19 protein-coding genes are annotated in these 18393 nt (G+C 64.4%); 5 read left to right on the top strand and 14 right to left on the bottom strand.

Features of this window, described 5'->3' with window-relative positions; translation table 11 throughout:
* Positions 1–9: 9 nt before the first annotated feature.
* The 3 genes from coaD to FHR22_RS00085 form a co-directional block, all read right to left on the bottom strand.
* Positions 10–516 carry a pantetheine-phosphate adenylyltransferase gene (gene coaD, locus FHR22_RS00095; RefSeq protein ID WP_166937707.1) on the bottom strand — a complete coding sequence of 169 codons (507 nt, stop codon included), beginning with the start codon at positions 514–516 and terminating at the stop codon, positions 10–12.
* A complete protein-coding gene (locus tag FHR22_RS00090; protein WP_208417505.1) occupies positions 516–1370 on the bottom strand; it encodes a polyprenyl synthetase family protein in 855 nt (284 codons plus the stop codon). Before FHR22_RS00090 ends, coaD begins: the two co-directional genes overlap by 1 nt.
* A gap of 72 nt (positions 1371–1442) precedes the next feature.
* Positions 1443–1703 (bottom strand): exodeoxyribonuclease VII small subunit, encoded by a 261-nt coding sequence (locus tag FHR22_RS00085; RefSeq protein WP_166937703.1) that lies wholly within the window; start codon positions 1701–1703, stop codon positions 1443–1445.
* Positions 1704–1985: 282 nt separating this feature from the next.
* Between FHR22_RS00085 and FHR22_RS00080 the strand changes: the two genes are divergently transcribed.
* The 3 genes from FHR22_RS00080 (at position 1986) to FHR22_RS00070 (ending at position 5470) form a co-directional block, all read left to right on the top strand.
* Complete coding sequence (locus tag FHR22_RS00080) at positions 1986–2282, top strand: hypothetical protein (protein WP_166937702.1); 297 nt, start codon at positions 1986–1988, stop codon at positions 2280–2282.
* 84 nt (positions 2283–2366) lie between these two features.
* Positions 2367–4622 (top strand): phosphoribosylformylglycinamidine synthase subunit PurL, encoded by a 2256-nt coding sequence (purL, locus tag FHR22_RS00075; RefSeq protein ID WP_166937700.1) that lies wholly within the window; start codon positions 2367–2369, stop codon positions 4620–4622.
* A 110-nt stretch (positions 4623–4732) separates the two neighbouring features.
* Positions 4733–5470 carry a DUF72 domain-containing protein gene (locus tag FHR22_RS00070; RefSeq protein WP_166937698.1) on the top strand — a complete coding sequence of 246 codons (738 nt, stop codon included), beginning with the start codon at positions 4733–4735 and terminating at the stop codon, positions 5468–5470.
* 138 nt (positions 5471–5608) lie between these two features.
* Here the strand turns inward: FHR22_RS00070 and FHR22_RS00065 are convergent, their stop codons facing one another.
* Positions 5609–6388 carry a Coq4 family protein gene (locus tag FHR22_RS00065; RefSeq protein ID WP_166937696.1) on the bottom strand — a complete coding sequence of 260 codons (780 nt, stop codon included), beginning with the start codon at positions 6386–6388 and terminating at the stop codon, positions 5609–5611.
* 131 nt (positions 6389–6519) lie between these two features.
* On the opposite strand from FHR22_RS00065, the gene FHR22_RS00060 reads away from it, so the two are divergent.
* Positions 6520–7776 carry a DUF418 domain-containing protein gene (locus tag FHR22_RS00060; protein WP_166937694.1) on the top strand — a complete coding sequence of 419 codons (1257 nt, stop codon included), beginning with the start codon at positions 6520–6522 and terminating at the stop codon, positions 7774–7776.
* Here FHR22_RS00060 and FHR22_RS00055 read toward each other — a convergent pair.
* The 10 genes from FHR22_RS00055 to FHR22_RS00010 form a co-directional block, all read right to left on the bottom strand.
* Positions 7770–8204: an Hpt domain-containing protein gene (locus FHR22_RS00055; protein WP_166937692.1), complete on the bottom strand. Its 435-nt coding sequence runs from the start codon at positions 8202–8204 to the stop codon at positions 7770–7772. The two genes, FHR22_RS00060 and FHR22_RS00055, sit on opposite strands and share 7 nt — an antisense overlap.
* An 84-nt stretch (positions 8205–8288) precedes the next feature.
* Positions 8289–8519, bottom strand: a complete 231-nt coding sequence (locus FHR22_RS00050) for a sulfurtransferase TusA family protein (RefSeq protein ID WP_166937690.1) — start codon at positions 8517–8519, stop codon at positions 8289–8291.
* Positions 8519–9907, bottom strand: coding sequence for a ribosome biogenesis GTPase Der (gene der, locus FHR22_RS00045; RefSeq protein WP_166937688.1), 1389 nt, complete (start codon positions 9905–9907; stop codon positions 8519–8521). Before der ends, FHR22_RS00050 begins: the two co-directional genes overlap by 1 nt.
* 196 nt (positions 9908–10103) lie before the next feature.
* Positions 10104–11438 carry an outer membrane protein assembly factor BamB family protein gene (locus FHR22_RS00040; RefSeq protein ID WP_166937687.1) on the bottom strand — a complete coding sequence of 445 codons (1335 nt, stop codon included), beginning with the start codon at positions 11436–11438 and terminating at the stop codon, positions 10104–10106.
* Position 11439: 1 nt separating this feature from the next.
* A complete protein-coding gene (locus tag FHR22_RS00035) occupies positions 11440–12246 on the bottom strand; it encodes a tetratricopeptide repeat protein (RefSeq protein WP_166937686.1) in 807 nt (268 codons plus the stop codon).
* Positions 12247–12354: 108 nt separating this feature from the next.
* Positions 12355–13218, bottom strand: a complete 864-nt coding sequence (gene panB, locus FHR22_RS00030; RefSeq protein ID WP_166937685.1) for a 3-methyl-2-oxobutanoate hydroxymethyltransferase — start codon at positions 13216–13218, stop codon at positions 12355–12357.
* A gap of 73 nt (positions 13219–13291) precedes the next feature.
* Positions 13292–14227 carry an aldo/keto reductase gene (locus tag FHR22_RS00025; protein WP_166937684.1) on the bottom strand — a complete coding sequence of 312 codons (936 nt, stop codon included), beginning with the start codon at positions 14225–14227 and terminating at the stop codon, positions 13292–13294.
* Positions 14224–15300, bottom strand: coding sequence for a glycerophosphodiester phosphodiesterase (locus FHR22_RS00020; protein ID WP_166937683.1), 1077 nt, complete (start codon positions 15298–15300; stop codon positions 14224–14226). The genes FHR22_RS00025 and FHR22_RS00020 overlap by 4 nt, the downstream gene beginning before the upstream one ends.
* On the bottom strand, positions 15297–15647 hold the full coding sequence (locus FHR22_RS00015; RefSeq protein ID WP_166937682.1) for an ArsC family reductase: 351 nt from the start codon (positions 15645–15647) through the stop codon (positions 15297–15299). The genes FHR22_RS00020 and FHR22_RS00015 overlap by 4 nt, the downstream gene beginning before the upstream one ends.
* 53 nt (positions 15648–15700) lie before the next feature.
* Positions 15701–16378: a Crp/Fnr family transcriptional regulator gene (locus tag FHR22_RS00010; RefSeq protein ID WP_166937681.1), complete on the bottom strand. Its 678-nt coding sequence runs from the start codon at positions 16376–16378 to the stop codon at positions 15701–15703.
* Between the two features lie 262 nt (positions 16379–16640).
* On the opposite strand from FHR22_RS00010, the gene FHR22_RS00005 reads away from it, so the two are divergent.
* Positions 16641–18014 carry a class II 3-deoxy-7-phosphoheptulonate synthase gene (locus FHR22_RS00005; protein WP_166937680.1) on the top strand — a complete coding sequence of 458 codons (1374 nt, stop codon included), beginning with the start codon at positions 16641–16643 and terminating at the stop codon, positions 18012–18014.
* Positions 18015–18393 lie beyond the last annotated feature (379 nt).

The raw sequence follows: 18393 nt of genomic DNA, 5'->3' as shown, positions 1-18393 counted from the left end.
AGCGAGACATCACCCCTCACCCTGGCGCAAACCCCGCTCGGCGATGCGGCTCACCACCGCCTCGCGCACCGCCGGGGTCACGAATTTGTGAATATCTCCGCCGAAAATCGCAATTTCCTTGACCAGTCGCGACGCGATCGGCTGCAATCCGACGTCGGCCATCAGGAACACCGTTTCGATCCGGTCGTTCAATTGCTGGTTCATCCCCGCCATCTGATATTCATATTCGAAGTCGGCGACGGCGCGAAGCCCGCGAACGATGACGCTCGCCCCTTCGCGCGTCGCAAAGTCCATCAGCAGCGCGTTGAAGCCGACGACGCGGATGTCGCCGCCGATGTCCGCGACTTCGTTCCGTACCATCTCGATCCGCTCGTCATCGTCGAAGAGCGGCGATTTGGCGATATTGGTGGTGACGCCGATGACGAGCCGGTCGACCAGCTTCGCGCCGCGGCGAATGATGTCCATATGCCCGAGCGTGATCGGATCGAATGTCCCGGGATAAACCCCAATGCGCATCAATGGTCCCTTTCCACCACATAGCGTGCGATCGCGCGGAGCAGCGCCGCCTCTTCGCCATAACCCGACAGGTGCCCGATCGCCTGCTCGACCAGCGCCGTCGCCTGTTCGCGCGCGCGCTCGATGCCCATCAGGGTGACGAAGGTCGCCTTGCCCGCCGCATCATCCTTGTGCAGCGCCTTGCCCGCCAACGCCTCATCACCCTCGACATCCATGATGTCGTCGGCGATCTGGAACGCGAGCCCGATATCGCGCGCATAACCGCGCAGCGGCGTGCGTCCCTCGGCCGGAACCCGCGCCAGGATTGCGCCCGCCTCGACCGAAAAGGCGATCAGCGCCCCGGTCTTGAGTTGCTGGAGCCGCGTCACGGTGCGCAGGTCGAAATCCGACGTCTCCGCCGCCAGGTCCATCATCTGGCCGCCCGCCATGCCCGCCGGTCCCGAAGCGCGTGCGAGTTCGCAGCAAAGCTCGCCGCGCACGAACGGGTCGGCGCTCGTCGCCGGATCGCACAGCCACTCGAACGCTAGCGCGTGGAGCGAATCGCCCGCGAGCACCGCGGTCGCCTCGTCATACGCCTTGTGCACCGTCGGCTTGCCACGGCGCAGGTCGTCGTCGTCCATGCACGGCAGGTCGTCGTGGATCAGCGAATAGACGTGCATCGCCTCGACCGCCGCACCGACGCGCAGGCTGAGCATCCGGTCGACGTGAAACAGGTCGCCGGCCGCACGGACCAGCAGCGGACGAAGTCTTTTGCCGCCCGCGATCGCGGCATGGCGCATCGCCTGATACAGCCGTTCGCGCGGATCGGCGGGGACGGGCAGCCACTGATCGAACAGGCGATCGATGCCTGCCATGACATCGGCTTGCGCGGTCCGCAGCAAATGCGCAGCCGGGGCGGGATCGCCGTCGATACGCGCTGCCACCGGTCAGCTTTCGCCGAAGCTTGTGGTTCCCGCCGGCTGGCCGTCGGCACCGAGGCTGACCTGTTCGATGCGCGCCTGCGCCGCGGCGAGCCGCGCTTCGCAATGCGCCCGCAACGCATGGCCACGCTCATAAAGTGCCACCGATTCCTCGAGATTGACGTCGCCGCTTTCGAGCCGCCGCACGATCGTCTCCAATTCGCCCATCGCGGCTTCGAACGACAGCGAGGCAATCGCGGCGGCAGCGGTGTCGGGGGTATCCGTCATCCACCTGCTTTGGCCCTTTCGACCCCATGCGGTCAAGCGCGACGTCATAGGCCGGCGCTTCATGTGTTACGGCTTCTGTTAGCCGGAGACGGACGGCGGCTTTGGGTGGGCAGGGGCCGTTCCCGGACATTCATCTCAGAAAGCTCTGCCCCTTCCCTTCAGCGCAATCCCGGTTCCACATTTTGCAATTGCCGATATCCGCGCCACCATTCATGTTGCATCGCACAAGAAGAGAGGGGCTCGAAGGCAAGTTTTGTTCAACCGACAAGGACTTGCATCACCATGAAAAACTTCATTCTCTCCGCCGTCGGCCTGCTCGCACTCGCGCCCGGTGCCGTTCTTGCGAAAGATGCGCCGGCCCAGCGTTTCGAACATAAGGGCGCGGTCTACAGCTACACCGTCACTCAGGTTGGCGACACGCGCGTGATCAGCGGCGTCGAGGAACGCACTGGCAAGCCGTTCACGCTTCGTGTCGGTCAGCACCGTGTCCGCGGCACCGTCGGTTCGCAGCAGGTGAGCTTCGCATTGCGCGACGTCGAATCGCTCCAGGCCGGGACGGCGACGCTCGCTTCGCGCTGAACCCGCTCTCCGACCGCAGACCCCATAGTGCAAAATGCATCATGGGGTCTGTTCGTTTCGCGCCTGGATCGCTAAAGGCGCGCCATGACCCAGACCGCAACCGCGCCCGCCTCCGTCATCACCCCCGAGATCGTTGCCGAGCACGGCCTGTCTCCGGAAGAATATGATCGCGTCCTGCACGCGCTCGGGCGCGAGCCGAACCTCGTCGAACTCGGCATCTTCTCGGTCATGTGGTCCGAGCATTGCAGCTATAAAAGCTCGCGCCTCCACCTCAAGAAACTGCCGACCGAAGCGCCCTGGGTGATCTGCGGTCCTGGCGAAAATGCCGGCGTCATCGACATCGGCGAAGGGCCGGACGGCAAGAAGCTCGCCGCCATCTTCAAGATGGAGAGCCACAACCACCCGTCGTATATCGAACCCTATCAGGGCGCGGCGACCGGGGTCGGCGGCATCCTGCGCGACGTCTTCACCATGGGCGCGCGCCCGGTCGCGAATCTCAACGCGCTGCGTTTCGGCCGCCCCGACCATCCGAAGATGAAGCATCTGATCTCGGGCGTCGTCCACGGCATCGGCGGCTACGGCAATTGCGTCGGCGTGCCGACGGTGGGCGGCGAGGTCAATTTCCACAAGGCCTATGACGGCAATATCCTGGTCAACGCGATGACCGTCGGCGTCGCCGAGCAAGACAAGATATTCTATTCGGCCGCGTCGGGCGTCGGCAATCCGATCGTCTATGTCGGCTCGAAGACCGGCCGCGACGGCATCCATGGCGCGACGATGGCGTCGGCCGATTTCGGCGAGGATGCCGAAGAAAAGCGCCCGACCGTCCAGGTCGGCGACCCTTTCACCGAAAAGCTGCTGATCGAGGCGTGCCTCGAACTGATGGCGTCGGACGCGATCGTCGCGATCCAGGACATGGGCGCCGCGGGCCTCACCTCGTCGTCGGTCGAGATGGCGTCGAAGGGCGGCGTAGGCCTCCAGCTCAAAATGGATGATGTGCCGCAGCGCGAAACCGGCATGACGGCCTATGAAATGATGCTGTCCGAAAGCCAAGAACGCATGCTGATGGTGCTGAAGCCCGGCCGCGAGGATTTCGCCGCCGCGATCTTCCACAAATGGGAACTCGACTTCGCGGTTATCGGCACCGTCACCGACACCGGCCGCATGGTGCTCGAACATCATGGCGAGATCGTCTGCGACATCCCGCTCGCCCCGCTCGCCGACGACGCACCGCTCTATGACCGCCCGCATGTGCCGACGCCGAAGCAGGCCGAACTGACCAACGTCCCCGAGACGCAGGATGTCGCTGCCGACCTCAAAGCGCTGATGGGCACCCCCGATATCGCCAGCCGCCGCTGGATCTGGGAGCAATATGACAGCCAGGTCGGCGCCGACACGGTGCAGACCGGCGGCGACGCCGCATTGGTGCGCATCCACGGCACCAACCGCGCGCTCGCGATGTCGACCGACTGCACCCCGCGCTATTGCTACGCCGACCCCGTCGAAGGCGGCAAGCAGGCGGTCGCCGAAACCTGGCGCAACATCAGCGCGGTCGGCGCGACGCCGCTCGCGATCACCAATTGCCTCAACTTCGCCAATCCGCAGCGCCCCGAAATCATGGGCCAGATCACCGGCTGCCTCGACGGCATGGCGCAGGCGTGTATCGCGCTCGACTATCCGATCGTCTCGGGCAACGTCAGCCTCTACAATGAATCGAAAGCAACCGGCGGCGGCAGCGCGATCCTGCCGACCCCCGCGATCGGCGGTGTCGGCGTGATCGAGGATTGGAACAAGGCGGTCGGCATCGGCTTCAAGCGCACCGGCGATATCGTACTCGCGGTCGGCGAACGCGCCGGCCATCTCGGCCAGTCGGTGTGGCTGCGCGAAATCCTCGGCCGCGAGGAAGGCCCGCCGCCGCCCGTCGACCTGCGCGCCGAAAAGCGCACCGGCGATTTCATCCGCGGCGCGATCAATGCCGGCTGGATCACCGCTTGCCATGACGTCTCCGACGGCGGCATCGCGGTGACGCTTGCCGAAATGGCACTGAAGTCGAACATCGGCGTGCTGGTCAGCGAAGAACAGCCCTTTGGCGTCGCCGAAAGCTTCTTCGGCGAGGATCAGGGGCTGTATCTGGTCACCGTCTGCGACACCTGCCTCGCCGACTTCCTCGACGCCGCCGGCCGCGCCGACGTGCCGGTCGATCCCGTTGGGCGCACAATCAAGGACCGCATCGTCTTCGAACTGGAAGGCAGCGACCATCAGGTGACGCTCGCCGAACTGCGCGAAGCGCATGAGGGGTTTTTTCCGACGCTGATGGGAGCCGACGCGGCGCTCGCTTAAAACGTCATTGCAAGCGTAGCGAAGCAATCCAGAGTGGCGTACGCATGCTCTGGATTGCTTCGCTACGCTCGCAATGACGAGCTGTTATTTGGCACGGAGGTGAGAAGCGTATGAGCATCCACATCGGCATCGGCGGCTGGACCTTCGAGCCGTGGCGCGGCCCCTTTTACCCCGCCGGCCTCGCGCAGAAGCGCGAGCTCGAATATGCCGGGCAGCATCTGACCGGGATCGAGATCAACGGCACCTATTATGGCAGCCAGAAACCCGAAACCTTCGCCAATTGGGCGGACGCAGTACCCGACGGTTTCAAATTCAGCGTCAAGGCGTCACGCTTCACCACCAATCGCAAGGTGCTGAAAGAAGGCGCCGGATCGATCGAGAAATTCCTGACGCAGGGGCTGACCCGCCTCGGCGACCGGCTCGGCCCGATCCACTGGCAGTTCATGGCGACGAAGAAGTTCGACCGCGATGATTTTGCGGGGTTCCTCGACCTGCTGCCCGACAGCCAGGATGGATTGCCGCTGCGCCATGCGATCGAGGTCCGCGACGAAAGCTTTCGCGATCCGGCCTTCATCGACATGCTGCGCGAGCGCAACATCGCACTAGTCTATGCCGACAGCGACGAGTTTCCCTGCATCGACGAACAGACCGCCGACTTCACCTACGCCCGGCTCCAGCGATCGCAGGAGGACGTCGAAACCGGCTATGACGACAAGGCGCTCGACACATGGGCGAAGCAGGCCAAGGACTGGGCCAAGGGCGACCGCGACGTCTATCTCTTCTTCATATCCGGCGCGAAAGTCCGCAACCCCGCGGCCGCGCAGGCGCTGATCGCGAAGCTGGATTAATAAATCCTCCCTGTCGCGAAGCGATGGGGAGGTGGCAGCGGCATCGCCGCTGACGGAGGGGCTATGACGCCGCCCCTCCACCACTCGCTCTGCGAGCGGTCCCCCTCCCCCCGCCTGCCGCGCAGGGAGGAAAAACGTTCAAGCCATCGCGGCCTTCGCCGCGAGGAAGTTGTACGGATCGATGCCGCGGTTGCGGTAAGCGCGGTGCGCTTCCTGATACAGCGTCGGCTCGCCGATCCCCAGGCGCGCGCGCGCGGCGTCGAGCGGTTCGGCGAGCAGCGAGCGGATATCCTGCTCGATGATCGCCTGCGACGCCTTGCCGTGGCGCTGGCCCTGGCGGATCGCGCCCATCACCGGCGCATCGCTCTTGATGCTGCGCTTCACTTCATAACCACCGGCATAGGCGATGAAGAAATTGCCGTAATTGCCCGTCTGGCCATAGGTGAAGCCGAGCACGCATTGTTCGCCGAGCGCGTCACGGCCATAGCCGGTCAGGATGTGGAACAGGTCGTGCGTGTCGCGCAGGCGGTTCGAATACCATTGCAGCTGGTCGTCGAACTTCGCCCGGCCCATCTTGTCGCTTTCGGCGACAAGCCCTGCGGCCGACAGGCCTTCTCGGCGCATGAAGGTTACATAGGCGTGGCCGACGCTGCCCTCGGGCAGGGCATCGATCCAGCTATGGTCGTCGAGCAGGTCGGGAAGATAGGGTTCGCTTTCCATCAGGCGCTTGCCCTGATCGCTCTCGACGAACGCCCGCGCATCGTCGAAAAAGCCTTTGCGCGGCAGATTTTCGAAGATGTGGAACACCTGTTCGGTGTCTTCCTTGTCCGCGATCAGCTTGCGGAAATGGGCGAACGCCTTGAACGGGCGGAATTTGGCCGGCTGGCGGTCGGGATGGGAGAAGATGGTCGGAGTCATGGTCGCTCTCGTTCGAATCAGTTGATGCTGTCCATCTAGCACTACTGACATATATGTCAATAAGGATTTGCGGGCGCTGAGCGTGGCGCGTGCTGGACTGCTATATTTTCACAATAGAGGAGATGGGCGATATGCGCGAAGATCAAGACGTTGCGGGCGAACGCCTCATCACCCTCGACGCGCTGCGCGGTTTTGCGGTGATGGGCATCCTGGCGATGAACATCGTCGCCTTCGCGATGCCCGAAATGGCCTATGTCACGCCGCGCGCCTATGGCGGCGAAACATCGGCCGACATCCTCGCCTGGCTGCTCGGCTTCATCCTGGTTGACGGCAAGATGCGCGGGCTGTTCTCGATCCTGTTCGGCGCCAGCTTGCTGCTGATCGTCGATCGCGCCGAAGCGAGCGGGCGGGATGCGGGATCGGTCCATTACCGCCGCATGGCGTGGCTCGCGATCTTCGGCCTCTGCCATTACCTCTTCATCTGGTGGGGCGACATATTGTTCCTCTACGCCAGCGTCGGGTGCCTCGCGTTCGGCTTTCGCCAATGGGAAGCACGGCGGCTGATCCGATGGGCGATCAGCCTGTTCACGCTCGGCGTGCTGCTGACGTCGCTCTTCTTCGGCAGCCAGCTTGCCCTCGCCAGCTTTTCCGATGATCCCGCATCGCCGTTCGCTGCGGCCGGTCAGGAATTGCGCGGCGAATATGCCGCGATCGACGATGAGGTCGCCGACGAACTGGCACTCTACCGCGGAAACTATCTGCCGATGCTCGATGCCCGGCTGGACCATGCCGCCAACCCCTTCATCGGGGTGCTGATGTCTCTGCTCGAAACGCTGCCGCTGATGATGCTCGGCATGGCGTTGTTCAAAAACGGCTTCCTGACCGGGGCGTGGACGGCCCGTGACTACCGGCGCGTCGCGCTCTTCTGCCTGCCGCCGGGGCTGCTCTTCACGCTGTTTGTCGCCTGGCTCCAGTGGGATTCAGGCTTCGACTATATCGTCACGATGAACGCCTTTACGGCTTGGGCGCAGCCGGGGCGGTTGTTGATGACGATCGCCTATGCCGCCCTGCTCGTGCTGCTGATCGATCGCGCCCGCGGGAGCGCGTGGCTGGCCCGCGTCGCAGCGGCGGGCCGCGCGGCCTTTTCAAATTATCTCGGCACCAGCATTTTGATGACGACGATCTTTTACGGCTATGGCTTGGGATTGTTCGGATCGGTCGACCGCTGGACGCTCTACCTGCTGTGCGTCGGCGCCTGGGGGCTGATGCTGCTGTGGTCGAAACCGTGGCTCGAGCGTTTTCATTATGGTCCGCTCGAATGGCTGTGGCGCAGCTGCGCGCGCGGGTCGTTGCAGCCGATGCGGCGGCGGCGGGCGCCCGCTCAGTAACCGACGGCGCGGCCGAAACCGGTCGTCCGGCGCTGGACCAGCGGATTGGCTTCGCGTTCGAGCGCGGCGAGCGTTTCTTCGAATAGCGGACGCAGCGTCACGACGCGCGGCAGATATTCCTCGGGACTGATCTGGCTTTCGAGGCAGTGGCGCGCGAAAATCTCGATATCCTCGGACAGCGCGCCAAGCTTTTCGGCGCCGAACTGCCGCGCTTCGCTTTTCAGCGTGTGTGCCGGCATGACGAGTCCCCTTGCATCGCGGGCGCGCATCGCGTCCTCGATCGCCGCGACCGATTTGATACCGTCCTCGCGAAAATAGCCGAGAATCCGCACGAACGCGGCACCCAACTGGGTACGCGTGGCGCGAAACTCATCCCAATCGATCAGGATCTCGTCCACTCTTTCGTTCCTTGGCAATATTTGGTCCATGAGCCCCCATATCCCATGCGCCAAAGTCGGTAAAAAAGAGGTTACAACCGCGGTGCCCGGCCGCGAAAATCGCATCCATTTGGATCAGCCGCGACGGATTCGCCAGCGATCCGTGGCATCGACACCGATTTCGGAGTCGATTTGCCAGCCATGCTCATCCGCAAGCGCCGCGATTTCGCGCCCTGCCTGCGGGTCATCGGCAATCAGCAAGACGTCGACCCTCTCCCGCATGGCGCGCGCCAGCCGCAGCGCTGGCCATGGACAGCGCATGCCGCGCGCATCGACGATCAGCGTCCCCTCAGTCTCCAATCGCATCACTCGTCATAAGGGTTGCGCGAATTGCGGAAATTGAGCCGGACGGGGACGCCCTGAAAACCCAATTCCTTGCGCATGCCATTGACCAGGTAACGCTCATAGCTTCCCGGCAGCGCGTCGGTGCGGGTGCCGAAGACAACGAAGGTCGGCGGACGCGTACGCGCCTGCGTGATATAGCGCAGCTTGATCCGCTTGCCCCCGGGCGCCGGCGGCGGGTTGGCATCGACCGCGCCTTCGAACCAGCGGTTGAGCCGCGCGGTCGACACGCGGTTGGTCCAGATCGCGCGCTGTTCGAACGCGACGCGTACCAGCGTATCGATGCCCTTTCCGGTCGCGCCCGAAATGCTGAGCACGGGCACGCCCTTGACCTGCGACAAGCCATCGTCGAGCGCCCCGCGCACGCCGTTGAACAGCGACGACGGATTCTCGGCAACGTCCCATTTGTTGAGCGCGACGATCAGCGCGCGCCCTTCCTGCAGCACCCGGTCGGCGATGCGCAGGTCCTGCGCCTCCAGCCCTTTCGTGGCATCGAGTAAAAGGACGACGACCTCGGCGAAGTCCACTGCATGGAGCGCGTCGGCGACCGACAATTTCTCCAGCTTGTCCTGTACCTTGGCACGCTTGCGCATCCCCGCGGTGTCGAACAGCTGGATCTCGTGAACCTCGCCGCCGTCGTCCCATTGCCAGTCGACGCGGATCGAGTCGCGGGTGATGCCCGCCTCGGGTCCGGTGATCAGGCGATCCTCGCCGATCATGCGGTTGATCAGCGTCGACTTGCCCGCATTCGGGCGGCCGACGATTGCAAGCTTCATCGGGCCGAGCGGCGCGTCCTCATCGTCTTCGCCTTCCGCCAGCGACGGCAAGGCCTCGGCATCGACCGCATCATAGCCCTCAACGATCGGACGCAGCGCATCGAACAGGTCGACCACGCCCTCGCCATGCTCGGCGCTGAGCGCGATCGGATTGTCGAAACCGAGCGAATAGCTTTCCATCAGGCCGTTTTCGCCCTGCTTGCCCTCGGCCTTGTTGACCACGAGGATGATCGGCGTGTCCTCGCTGCGCAGCCAGCGCGCGATTTCCTCGTCGAGCGGAGTCACCCCGGCGCGACCGTCGATCATGAACAGCGCGGCATCGGCCTCGCGTACCGCCTTTTCGGTCTGCACGCGCATCCGGCCGGGCAGCGTCGCGGCATCATAATCCTCGAAGCCCGCCGTATCGACGATACGGAATTCGAGCCCGAGCAGCTTGCCGTCGCCTTCGCGCCGGTCGCGCGTCACCCCCGGCTGATCGTCGACGAGCGCGAGGCGCTTGCCGACGAGCCGGTTGAACAGCGTCGATTTGCCGACATTCGGCCGGCCGACAATGGCGATCGTTGCGGATCGCGGCATTTTATTATCCTATCCTTCGCCAATCGGCATGATTGTCTCGCGTCACCGCGACCCCAATACATCCGTTTGTCCCGAGGAGCCATTGACCTTGCCGAAATGGCATCTCGAAGGGCGATAAGCTGCGCATCCTTCGAGACGGGGCTTCGACAAGCTCAGCCCCTCCTCAGGACCAATGGTATCAAGAGTTTGTATCTCGTCAGCGCCAGGCCGTGAGACGTCCGTCGTCTGCCAGAATATATAAAATATTGTTCGCGACCACCGGCGACTGCGACAGCGGCGACTTGAATTCGGTCGTCGCCAGCGTCGAACCGTCGGTCGGCGAAAATTCGACAAGCTGGCCTTCGCTGTTCACCGCGATCAGACGGCCGCCCGCGAGCACCGGGCCGGTCCAGCGAATCGGATCCTTCTTCTTCTTTTCGGTTTCGACGCGGAAACGCGCCAGCTGCTGCAGCCAGCGAACCTTGCCGGTCCCGCGCGCGACGCACAGCAGCTTGCCGTCGTCGGTCATCGCATAGACCCACTCGCCGACCACATAGGGCGTCGAGATGCCGGCGATCGAGATTTCCCAGCTCCGCTGCCCGGTGACGAGTTCATAGCTCGCCATGCGGCCGCCCTGACCGAGCGCGAAAACGCGGCCGCGATCGACGACCGGATCGGCATCGACGTCGGACAAGGTCGATACCGAAAGCGCCATCGAGGTGCGCGCCAGCGCATCTTCCCACAGGTCGCGCCCATTCTCGTAGCGATAGGCCTGGACTTCACCCGACGAGAAGCCGGCGACGATCGTCCCCTGCCCCGCCGCGGGCGAGCCGGCGCCGAAGATGCTGCCGGCTTCGAGCGAGGCGGTCGCCTGCCACTGCACCGCGCCATTGGCGGTGTTCAGCGCGAAAATCTGATTGTCCTGGCTGATGACATAGACGCCGCCGAAGGCGATCGTCGGCGCGCCGCGCAGCGGCCCCGCCGGCTTCACCTTCCAGATCACCGATCCGTCGGCAACTTTCAGCGCCGCGACATCACCCGCGCCGCTGGTGGCATAGACCACATCGCCATCGACCCCGGCGCCGCCGCCGAACAGCGAATCCTTATAATCCTTGCCCGTGCTGCCGATCGAGGCGCTCCACAGCTTCGCACCGGTGTCGGCGGCGAAAGCGGTGACGACGGCATCGGTTCCGACGACGAACAGGCGATTGTCGGCGATCACCGGCGACGACGCCAGGCGCTGCTTCTTGTTGCCTCCGGCTATGCTGGCTTCCCAGATCTGGCTGCGCGTCGCCGCGAGCGCCGGATGGCCCATCGATTTCGACGCGTTGCCGCCCGATTGGCTCCAGTTCGCATTGACCGCGGGTTCGGGCAGGACGACGGCGATCGATTCGGTGGCCGCATCGACCTTGACGCTATTGTCGTTCGACAGGATCGAAACGCGATCGCCGACCGTCGGAGTCTTCGGGCCCCCATTGCCCTTGAACACGCCGCAGCCGGCCAGCGGCAGCGCGAACAGCGCCGCATAAAGTGCGTAATGCCTTTTCAGCATATTATTTCTTTTCCTCAACTTTTGCGGCAGCCGCTGCCTTGGGCGCGGCTTCGCCTTTCTGGTCCCCGGCAGCGCTTTGCGCCGCCGTCTTCTTTTCTGCTGCGGCGCTCGCGGCCGCTCCGTCGGTCACCGCATCGACGCCCAGCATGCCCGCCATCTGGACGCTGCGCGATTGCAGTGTTTTGCCGGCGTTCGGCGATTTGGCGATGCGGCCATAAAGCGCGCCCGCCTGATCATAATGACCAAGCTGGTAATGCGCGATGGCGGACAGTTCGGCGGCGCTTGCGAACCAGCTCGACGCCGGATCCTTGGCATCGACCATCGGCTTCATGCGCGCGATCACCGTTTCGGACTTCAGCGTGTCGAATTCGAACGCGGTCTGGCGAATCAGCGCGAGATCACGCATCGCCTTGTCGAGCTTCGTGTCGGCCGCGACCTTGGCCATCAAGGCGGCGGCGGCTTTAAGGTCGCCCGTCTGCGCCTTCATATTCGCCTGTTCGATCAGCGCCGCGGCGCGATACGCGGGCGCGTTGCCGGCTTCGAGCGTCTTGAGCTCGCTCGTCGCGGCACGCGGCTGATTGGTTCCGGCCTTGTCGAGCGCCCCGAGCAGGATTTCGGCATTTTCGCCGCGCGCGACATCCTGCCGGTGCGACCAGTAAAGATAGCCGCCGAAGGCGAGCAGACCGGCAAGGACGGCACCGATGATCCAGCGGCCATAGCGCTGCATGATCGTATCGAGCCGATCCTTGCGGACGGCCTCGTCGACTTCCTGCAACAGCGCGGCGTTGTTCGTCGGGCTCAGGGCCAATCAAACCTCCATAACATATTCGCGGCCCCGGGCCGGTCGCTTCCTTTAGCGACGACACCGAAAAACGCCAAGCGATTCACTTGGCGCGCCGGTCGGCACCGCGCGGCATCAACCGGCGTAGGTCTGATCGGCGGTGGGGAATGAACGGGACCTGACCTCGTCGGCATAGTCCTTCACCGCGCTATCGACGACGCCCGCCATGTCACCGAAGCGCTTGACGAACTTCGGCACGCGTTCGAACATGCCCAGCATATCGTCGGTCACCAGCACCTGGCCGTCGCACTCGGCCGACGCACCGATGCCGATGGTCGGGCAATCGACCTTGCCCGTGATCTCGATCGCGATCGATTCGAGCACGCCCTCGATGACGATCGAAAAGGCGCCAGCCTGTGCGACCGCGACCGCATCCTCGACGATCGAACGCGCTTCTTCCTCGCTCTTGCCGCGCACGCCATAGCCGCCGAGGATATTGACCGCCTGCGGCGTCAGCCCGACATGGCCCATGACGGGAATCCCGCGCTGGGTGAGGAATTCGATCGTCGGGGCCAGCACCTTGCCGCCCTCGACCTTCACCGCCGCGGCGCCGGTTTCCTTGAGCAGGCGCGCGGCGTTATTGAACGCCTGTTCGGGGCTACCTTCATAGCTGCCGAAAGGCATGTCGACGATCACCGCGGCGTGATAGCTGCCGCGAACCACCGCCGCGCCGTGCAGCGCCATCATGTCCATCGTCACACCGACCGTGTGCGGCAGACCATAAATCACCTGCGCCAGCGAATCGCCGACGAGCAGCATGTCGCAATGCGGGTCGAGCAATTGCGCCATGCGCACGGTATAGGCAGTCAGCATCACGATCGGCTCGCCGCCCTTGCGCTGGCGAATCCGCGGTACGGTCAGCCGCTTCATCGGTTGCGGCGTGGGATTGGCGCGGCTGGTCGACGCGTCGTAGGTGAGCGTTTTGGGGAGTGTAGACATGGGCCGGGGGCTTAGCCCATCGCACCCGCCATTGCCAACGCTATCCGCCTTTCCCGTCGGCGCGGGATTTGCTCTAGGCGCCAGCCTCCGTCAGCGCCGCCAATTGGTCGCCGGTCAATGCCAGGTCTTCGCTTGCGAGGATGTCGTCAAGTTGCTCTACCGACGTCGCGCTCGCGATCGGCGCGGTGACGCCGGGCTGCGCCGCGACCCACGCCAGCGCGATTTGCGACAGGCTGGCACCCGTTTCTCCGGCGATCCGGTCCATCACCGCCAGCACGGACGGCCCCTTGCCCTCCATATAGGGCTTGGCGCGCGCGCCGCGCGGGCTCTTGCCCAGATCGCCGGCGCCGCGATATTTTCCCGACAAATATCCCGATGCGAGGCTGAAATAGGTGACGACCCCCAGCCCTTCGTCGATGCAAAGCTGTTGCAGCGCACCTTCATACTGGTCGCGGTCGAGCAGGTTGAGTTCGGGTTGCATCGCGGTGAAGCGCGGCAGACCCTTGGCGTCCGCAACGCGCAGCGCCTCAGCGAGCCGCTCAGCGCTATAGTTCGACGCCCCGATCGACCGCACCGTGCCCGCGTCGATCAACTCGCCGAACGCGCCGAGCACTTCGTCGAGCGGCACGTCGGGATCGTCCTTGTGCGCGAAATACAGGTCGATGACGTCGACGCCGAGCCGATCGAGCGATCCCTGTACCGCGGCGCGGATGCTGTCGGGCTTCAACCCGCCGGGCATCATCCCGACCTTGGTCGCGACCATGATATGCTCGCGCGCGCCGCTTTCCTTCAGCCACGCGCCCATCATCGTCTCGGATTCGCCGCCCTTGTGCCCCGGAACCCACGCCGAATAGACGTCGGCGGTGTCGATCATCCCGCCGCCCTGTTCGACGAAACGGTCGAGGATGGCAAAGCTCGCCGCCCGGTCGGCGGTCATGCCGAACACATTGCCGCCCAGGACAAAGGGGCGGATCGACAGGCCGCTGTGGCCCAGGGCGCGTTCGGTCATCGTGTCGATCCTTTCTTCACCGTTGCCACGGCCTCGCGCGGATTGTCGCTGAACAATCCGTCGATGCCCGCCTTCAGATAGGCGTCGATCTCCGCCGCCAGATCGCCATGCCCGGCCGGGTTGATCCCGCCCTTGTCGCCCAGCGGCAGGAAGTAATTTTCGCGGCGAAAGGTCCAGGGATGGACTTTCAGCCCCGCCGCATGGGCGTCGCGAACGAGCGAGGTCGGCGCGCCGAGCGTGCCCAGCGCACTGCGGGGAATGACCATTTCCTTGAACGGGCCGATGCCGTCGGCATAGGCGGCGACGGCTTTCAGCCCGGCGGGTGACGCCATGGCGGCATAGCTCAGCGCCGGATCGTCGGCGGGACCGCCCTCGGCGTCCATCAACTGGATCAGCGGCAGTTCGCTCTTCGCGCGCAACGCTTTGAGGTTGCCGACCTCGAAACTCTGGATGAAAACCGGCGCATGGCGCCCGCGATAGCCATATTTGTCGAGAATCGCGAGCAGCGGCGCTTCGTGCGGCAGCCCGATCGACGCGAAATAGGCCGGATGTTTGGTCTCGGGATAGACGCCGACGGGCTCCGCCCGTCCCTTGTTCGCCTCCGCCAGCAGGGTCAGTATCTGCTCGAAGGTCGGGATCTCGTATTTCCCGTCATATGCGGTGCCACGCAGCTTCGGCAGCCGTTCGCGGGCACGCAGCGTCTTGAGTTCGGCGAGCGTGAAATCTTCGGTGAACCAGCCGGTCACGGCGTGGCCGTCGATCGTCTTCGTCGCCTTGCGGCTGGCGAATTCGGGATGATCGGCGACGTCGGTGGTTTCCGATATCTCATTCTCGTGCCGCGCGACGAGGACGCCGTCCTTGGTCAGCACCAGATCGGGCTCGATATAATCGGCACCGAGCTCGATCGCGAGCTGGTAGCTCGCCAGCGTATGTTCGGGACGCTCGCCCGACGCACCGCGGTGCGCGATGACGATCGGCGGGCGCCCGTCGAGGGTGGTCTGCGCGGTCACCACGTCAGCGCTGCAACCGAGCGGCAGCAGCATCGCCAGCAGCGCCGCGACCCGGTACGTCATGCCGCAAAACGTGCTTGCCAGTCATCGGCCGCAAAGCCGACGGAAAGGCCATCCTCGGTTTCGACGACGGGGCGGCGGATCATCGCCGGCTGATCGAGCATCAGCGCCTTGGCCGTCGCGGCGTCGAGCCCCTGCTTCTGATCATCGGGAAGCTTGCGAAAGGTCGTCCCGCTCTTGTTGAGCAGCTTGTCCCAGCCGAGCGTGTCGATCCAGCCCTGCAGCCGGCCGGGATCGAGCCCGTCCTTCCGGAAATCGTGGAAGCGATGCACGATGCCATGCTCGTCGAGCCAGCGCCGCGCCTTCTTCACCGTGTCGCAGTTCGGGATGCCGTAGAGTGTCAGTGTCATATGCCGAGGATAGCCTTTGCCGGTTACATATTCGAGGCGAAAGAGCGCTAATCCTATGTCAGCGGCGGCATGTCGGCAATGCGGGCGTTCGCATTGGCCAGCTTTCCGCGCAGCGCCCGCGCAAAACCTTCATGGAGGGAGCCCGCAATATCGGGATTGGCGGCAAGGAAGGCGCGCAGCGACGCGGCGGGTACGAACCACAGCCGCGAATTGGTGGCGAGCGACACCGTGCCCGTGGCATGGCCGCCATCGAGCACCGTCGCTTCGCCGATCAGCGTGCCGTCGGAAACGGTGCCGACCTCGATCCCGTCGCGCTGGATCAGCGCTTCACCCTCGGCAAGGTGGAAAAGGCTGGGTGCCGCCTGGTTTTCCCGGATCAGCACTTCGCCGCGGCGCGCCGAAATCCAGTGCCCCTGATCGATCAGACGCCGCGCCGTGGACGGGCTCAGCCCTTCGAAATGCTGGCGGCGAAGCGCCTGCTCCTCGGCCGAAAAACGGACCGTGGCTTCGCCGAACCAGATCCGCGCCGCGAGGCCGAGATTGACGAGCAGAATGGCCGCGACAAGCGCGGCATAACCAAAACCGCCCGGGCTGAAGAGGGTGAGCGGAAGGGCAAGCAGCGCCGCCGCCGCGACGCCGAGGCGGAAATGATCGAGGCGTACGGCAAAGGAGGCTGCGAGCAACAGCAGCAATGCCCCATAACCGAATACAGCCGGATTGAAATTCGCCATAACCAAGTCGTTTCGCGTCGCGGTCCCGCAGTTGGGACACTTAGCTATATAACGTTACCGATTACCGAACGCCTTGGACGCGCTCCCGGCTGCGCCCATTCAAAACCGGCGCAAACTACCAGTTTCCGCCAATCAAGAAAAGCACAGGTGCGCAAATCGTTCCATAATGCTAATTTTACGCCTTCTTGCTTCCAGGGTGCATTCGCGCCATGGCGGCGCGCGAGTCGATTTTGGCGCTCGGAAACACAGAAGACGTAACAAGATGACGCAACCATGGCAGCCGCATAGCTGGCGTTCGCACGAAGCCCGCCAGCTTCCGACCTATTCCGACGACGCCGCGCTCGCGGCCGCCGAGCGTGAGCTGAGCAATTATCCGCCGCTGGTGTTTGCCGGTGAGGCGCGCGACCTGACGGCCGATCTCGGCCGCGTCGCCGAGGGCAAGGCGTTCCTGCTCCAGGGCGGCGATTGCGCCGAAAGCTTTGCCGAATTCCATCCGAACAACATCCGCGACACCTTCCGCGTGCTGCTCCAGATGGCGGTCGTGCTGACCTTCGCATCGAAGATGCCGGTGGTGAAGCTCGGCCGCATGGCGGGCCAGTTTGCGAAACCACGCTCGGCCGACATGGAAGATGTCGATGGCGTGTCGCTGCCCAGCTATCGCGGCGACATCATCAACGACATCGCCTTCGAAGCCGCGGGCCGCGCGCCCGATCCGCAGCGGATGGTCAAGGCATATAACCAGTCGGCGGCGACGCTGAACCTGCTGCGCGCCTTCGCGAACGGCGGCTATGCGAACCTGCGGCAGGTCAATGCCTGGACACACGACTTCATGGACCGCAGCCCGTGGGCGAAGAAATATCAGGAAACCGCGGCGCGGATTTCCGAAGCGCTCGCCTTCATGGAAGCATGCGGGGTCACCCCCGAAACGGTGCCGCAGATCAAGGGCACCAGCTTCTACACCAGCCACGAGGCGCTGTTGCTTCCCTATGAGCAGGCGCTGACGCGGCAGGACAGCCTGACCGGCGGCTGGTACGACACGTCGGGCCACTTTCTGTGGGTCGGCGACCGCACCCGCTTCGAGGGATCCGCGCACATCGAGTACCTCCGCGGTATCGGCAATCCGGTCGGCATGAAGTGCGGCCCGAGCCTCGACCCCGACGCGCTGCTGCGCCTGCTGGACACGCTGAACCCGAACCATGTCGCGGGCCGCATGACGCTGATCACCCGCTACGGCCATGACAAGATCGAAGCCCACCTGCCCAAGCTCGTTCGCGCGGTGAAGGAGTCGGGGCACCCCGTCGTCTGGTCGTGCGACCCGATGCACGGCAATGTCATCAAGACGCCCAACGGCTACAAGACGCGTCCGTTCGAGCGCATCCTCGCCGAAGTGCGCGGCTTTTTCGCCGTCCACCGCGCCGAGGGCACGCATGGCGGCGGCATCCATATCGAGATGACCGGCCAGAATGTCACAGAGTGCACCGGCGGCGCGATGGACGTGACCCAGATGGATTTGGCCGACCGCTATCACACGCATTGCGATCCGCGTTTGAATGCAGGGCAGAGTCTGGAGCTCGCCTTCCTGCTGGCGGAAATGCTCAATCAGGAAATGTCCGAGCGGGCGAAGCAGGCGGCGTAAGCCGCCTTCCCGTCATTGCGAGCGAAGCGAAGCAATCCAGAGTGGCTTAGGCAGCACGGACAAATTTCAAATGTCCATTATCGGCCACTCCCTAACCTTTTTCGTCACCCCGGACTTGATCCGGGGTCCACGACTTCGACGCCGCAGTGGATCCGGATCAAGTCCGGGATGACGAAGCGAGAGGCCGGAAGCGGCCGTTCTTCTCCCCTTCCTTTTAGGGAGGGGCCGGGGGTGGGTAGCCGCCGAAGGCGGCGCTCTACCTCTGGCTCGCTACGCTCGCGGGGGGCGCCCCCCCCCCCCCCCCCCCCCCCGGGGGGGGGGGACTAAGAAACCCACAAACCAACAGTGGGGGGTGTGGTTGGGGGTGACCACCACGCAC

The sequence above is a fragment of the Sphingopyxis panaciterrae genome, from assembly GCF_011762125.1.
GTDB classification, from domain to species: Bacteria; Pseudomonadota; Alphaproteobacteria; order Sphingomonadales; family Sphingomonadaceae; genus Sphingopyxis; species Sphingopyxis panaciterrae.
The sequence above is the reverse complement of the archived record's forward strand: the minus strand, read 5'-3'. Positions and strand labels throughout refer to the sequence as shown.